This is a genomic window from Peptidiphaga sp. (assembly GCF_057238965.1).
Genome location: NZ_DBHHEV010000075.1, coordinates 8041 through 12366, shown reverse-complemented (window position 1 = coordinate 12366; position 4326 = coordinate 8041). Strand labels below are relative to the sequence as shown.

The window sequence follows — 4326 nt, the reverse complement described above, 5'->3', positions numbered from 1 at the left end:
CTCGCCGCCGACAACAAGCTCGAATGCTACAACCTGCCGCAGGGCGTCATGACGGCCCTCTACCGCGAGATCGCAGCCCATCGGCCCGGCGTCGTCACGAAGGTGGGGCTGGGCACCTTCGTCGATCCTCGCATCGAGGGCGCCAAGGTCAACGACGTCACCACGGAGGACCTCGTCTCGCTCATCGAGCTGGACGGCGAGGAGTACCTGTACTATCGCGGGTTCCCGATCGACGTCGGGCTCATCCGCGGCACATACGCCGACGAGATGGGCAACCTGACGATGGAGCACGAGGGCCTGAAGATGGAGATCCTTCCCATCGCCCAGGCCGTCCACAATTCCGGCGGGATCGTCGTCGCCCAGGCGAAGGCGGTGGTCGCGACGGGCACTCTCGACCCGAACCTCGTGCGCGTCCCCGGGAACCTCATCGACTACATCGTGGTCTCCGAGCCGGAGAACCACATGCAGACCGAGTACACACAGTACAACCCCGCCTTCTCGGGGCAAATCAAGGTCCCCGCATCGAATGTCAAGCCTCTGCCGCTGACCATTCGCAAGGTCATGGCGCGCCGCGCAGCCATGGAGATCCGGCCGGGCCAGGCCATGAACCTCGGGGTGGGGGTGCCGGCCGACGTCGGGATCGTGCTCGCCGAGGAAGGCGTCTCCGACTACGCGCTGCTGACCACCGAGGCCGGCGCCGTCGGCGGAACCCCCGCAGACGACAAGAACTTCGGCCACGCCTACAACGTGCTCGCCCAGGTCGGCATGCACGAGCAGTTCGACTATTACGACGGCGGCGGCCTCGACCTGACGGTCCTCGGCACGGCGCAGACGGACGCCCGCGGGGACGTCAACGTCTCGAAATTCAACGGCCGCGTGGCGGGCTGCGGCGGCTTCATCAACATCACGGCCACGGCCAAACACGTGGTGTTCGCCGGCTCCTTCACGGCGGGAGGCCTCGACGTCCAGTTCACAGACGGCGGCTGCAGGATCGCGGCCGAGGGAAAGGTGCGCAAGTTCGTCCGCGACGTCGAGCAGATCACCTTCTCCGGCGAGCAGGCATCCCTCGCAGGCCAGTCAGTCCTTTACGTGACCGAGCGCGCGGTCTTCGAGCTGCGCGAGGGCCGCCTGACGCTCATCGAGAAGGCGCCGTGGGCGGACTTGCAGCGCGACATCCTCGACCAAATGGAGTTCGAGCCGGCGATCGCGGACGACCTGAAGGACATGGACCCCGGCATTTTCCGTGAGAAGTGGGGCGGGCTCAAGGCGCACATCGACGCCGCCGCAGAGCGCACGGCTGCGAATTCGACGGCCCCTCAGGCCCCTACCCCTTCGAGTCACAAGTGAACGGCACAGGGCGAGAGTCGGGCCCAGGCGAGCTCGTCTCGCCGATCCTGCAGTTCGACGCCCTCGCCCGCTCCGAGCCGTCGAAGACGTGCATCGTGGTCGACTCCTTCAGCTACACCCGGGCGCAGATCCTCGATGCGGCGGACGCGCTGGCGGCCGGGCTCGCCGCCTACGGCGTCGGACAGGGCGACAGGATCGCCATCATCCGGCGAAACGCCCCGATCCACATGATCGCCTTGCTGGCGGCCAGCAGAATCGGCGCCGTGCTGCTACCGCTGAATTTCCGCCTGTCCTCGGTCGAGTGCCAGGCGATCATCGACGACGCCGGATGCGCCGCCGTGCTGTGCGGGCCGCGTTTCGCCCGGCAGTTCGACGAAGAGCTCGACCTTTCGCCCGAGATCCTCTGGATCGTCGACGACATCGACCCCTCGATCGAGCCCCCGGAGGACGATTCTCTCCACTTCATCTGGCAGAGGCTCTCGGAACTCTACCGCGCAGGCGAGGGCATGGTCCCCGACGCCGTCCCGATCCGGGCCGACGCCCTCGCGCTTCTGCTCTACACGTCCGGCTCGACGGGCAAGGCCAAGGGCGTCAAGCTCACCTACGGCAACGTCTTCGCCTCATGGGCGGCTTTCTCCGAGGTGCTCGGCACGGGGCCGGACGACGTCGCCCTTGCGATCGCGTCCTTCGGGCACGTCGGGGGCCTCAACACCTTCACCTTCGCCACGCTTCTGGCCGGCGGCCTCGTCGTGGTCCAACGCAAATGGGACGTCGGCGACGCTCTGGCCAAGATCGAACGCTATCGGGTGACCCGCACCTTCGGCGTCCCGACGATGTACGACGCCATGGCCCGGCACCCGGACTTCGGCTCGCGCGACCTTTCGAGCCTGAAAACGGCGATCGTCGGCGGCGCCTGCTGCCCCAAGGATCTCTGCGACGTTTTCACCGCGCGAGGCGTGCCCTTGGCGAACTCGTGGGGCATGACCGAAACCGCGGGCGGCGGCACGCTCACGCCGCCGAAGGACATGGCCGAGCATTGCGCCCAGGTGGGCAAGGCCGCCCCCGGGATGAAGATGCGGGTGGCGCGCGAGGACGGGTCCGAGGCCTCGGTCGGCGAGGTCGGCGAACTGTGGGTGTCCGGACCGTCCGTCTCCCCCGGATACTGGGGAAAACCGGAAGGCGAGGGCTGCGGTTTCGCAGGCGACGGATGGTTCCACACGGGAGACCTCGTCTCCGTCGACGCCGAAGGCTTTTACACCGTCGAAGGGCGGGCCAAGGATCTCATCATTTCCGGCGGGGAGAACATCTATCCCGCCGAGATCGAGACGGTGCTGCGCAACCACCCCGCCGTCGCCGAGGCCGTTGTGGTGGGGATGCCGGACAATCGCTGGGGCGAGCTGCCGGCGGCCTTCGTCGTCGCCGAAGACGGCGCCGATCTGGACCTCGACGAAGTGCGCGCCTTCGCCGCGACCCGGCTGGCGAAATACAAGGTGCCGCGCACGATGGCGGAGCTCGACGGCATCCCCCTGGGTTCGACGGGCAAGCCGGATCGCAGCGCGTTGGCTCGCATCGCCGCGCACCGTCACGATCCGGGACCGCGCTGGTACGCGCAGGGGTGACTCGGCCTGCCGACACGGGCGATCACCGCGAGCGGGCTTTAGCATGCGCAGAGGCGAGAGGCCGTGGCGCAACAGGCCCTGAAGCCACACCGGCGCTCCCGCGGCCGCGGGTCACGTCCCGCCCGGAGCCTCCTCGCCGCTCGGAGACTCCCCGTCGGCGCTTTGGGAGGCTTCTTCCGCGTCGTCGATATCTTGCCCGCCGTCGCGCGCGCCCCTTTGCCTGGCGTCGCCCCGCGCATCGTTCTGCAAGCCGTCACCCTGCGCGTCGCTCCGGCATCCCTCGTCCCGCGCGTCGTTTTGCAAGCCGTCACCCTGCGCATCGTCGATGCCCTGCGCGTCGTCCTCCCACGCGTCGTCGCCCTTCACCTGGGCGATGAGCGGCAAAAGGACGTGGGATCGCTCCGATCCGTTTTCGCGCAGATCCACGAGGGCCTGCTCGGTGACCCATGGCCCCATGACGCCCGCCACCAGCTCGTTGGCGAACCGCCGGACCTTCTTTCGCCCGACGGACAGCAGGTGGTGCGGCGTCGCCATGACGTGCATGGCCATCCCCCCTTCGAGGGCGTCGCCGAGCTGCACACGCTGCGTTTCCGGCCGCAAATCGCCGGTTCGCATGGCGTCGCGGATGATGTTCCTCGTGTGGATCACGGACTTTCCCACCGAGTTTTGCCATATCGTGCCAAGTTCCTCGTTGTCCGTGTGATTTTCGAGGATCAGGCGGATGACGGCGAGCCCCGTGGGCGTGTAGTAGCGCATGAGCCTGTCCTCGACGAGCATCTGGACGTACTCGAGAAACGGGACGTCGGGCCTTTCGTAGTCACGGTATTCGAAGAAGACGTCCGACGCCGTGAAAGCGTCGGCCAGCATCGCCTCTTTGGTGGGCCAGCGCAGGTAGAGCGCCGATTTGCCCATGCGGGCTTGCTTGGCCACCTTCCCGAGCGTGAAACCGGACCAGCCCACTTCCATGTAGACCTCGAGCGCGGCGACCAGGGCGCGCTCCTCGATGCCGGGATCGCGCGGGCGGCCAACTCCGGCGTCGACCGCTCCCGAGTCCACGACGCTTGACAGCGCTGGAAGAAGCTCTCCCATCGAAGGCTCACCCGCGCCGTGCCGGCGCGCTCTTTTCCACGTATTCGACGACGTTGGCGATGCTCGTGTGGATGAATTGCGGACGGAAGGCGAATTCGGGGATGTTCTCGCGGGTTGTGGACCCGGTCAAGACGAGGTGGGTCTGCAGTCCCGCTTCCATGCCGGCAAGGATGTCGGTGTCCATGCGATCGCCGACCAGCGCGGTCTGCTCCGAGTGGGCGTCGATGCGGTTGAGGCCCGTGCGCAACATGACGGGGTTCGGCTTGCCCAC

4 protein-coding genes are annotated in these 4326 nt (G+C 67.5%); 2 read left to right on the top strand and 2 right to left on the bottom strand.

The annotated features are described in order from the left end of the window. Together ACO48X_RS08840 and ACO48X_RS08835 are read left to right on the top strand one after the other, a co-directional pair. On the top strand, positions 1–1347 hold a 1347-nt coding region (locus tag ACO48X_RS08840), incomplete at its 5' end, for an acyl CoA:acetate/3-ketoacid CoA transferase (protein WP_485001722.1). Next, entirely contained in the window at positions 1344–2966 is a 1623-nt protein-coding gene (locus tag ACO48X_RS08835) for a class I adenylate-forming enzyme family protein (RefSeq protein WP_485001721.1), read from the top strand. The genes ACO48X_RS08840 and ACO48X_RS08835, both read left to right, overlap by 4 nt. Positions 2967–3077: 111 nt before the next feature. Here the strand turns inward: ACO48X_RS08835 and ACO48X_RS08830 are convergent, their stop codons facing one another. After that, the gene (locus ACO48X_RS08830; RefSeq protein WP_485001720.1) at positions 3078–4055 is read right to left on the bottom strand and encodes a TetR/AcrR family transcriptional regulator; all 978 of its coding nucleotides are present in this window, start codon (positions 4053–4055) and stop codon (positions 3078–3080) included. 7 nt (positions 4056–4062) lie between these two features. Beyond that, on the bottom strand, positions 4063–4326 hold a 264-nt coding region (locus tag ACO48X_RS08825; RefSeq protein WP_485001719.1), incomplete at its 5' end, for an HAD hydrolase-like protein.

What these genes read in the sequence shown, in the direction of transcription:
- ACO48X_RS08830 (WP_485001720.1), bottom strand. Translation starts at nt 4,055, where the DNA reads ATGGGAGAGCTTCTTCCAGCGCTGTCAAGCGTCGTGGACTCGGGAGCG.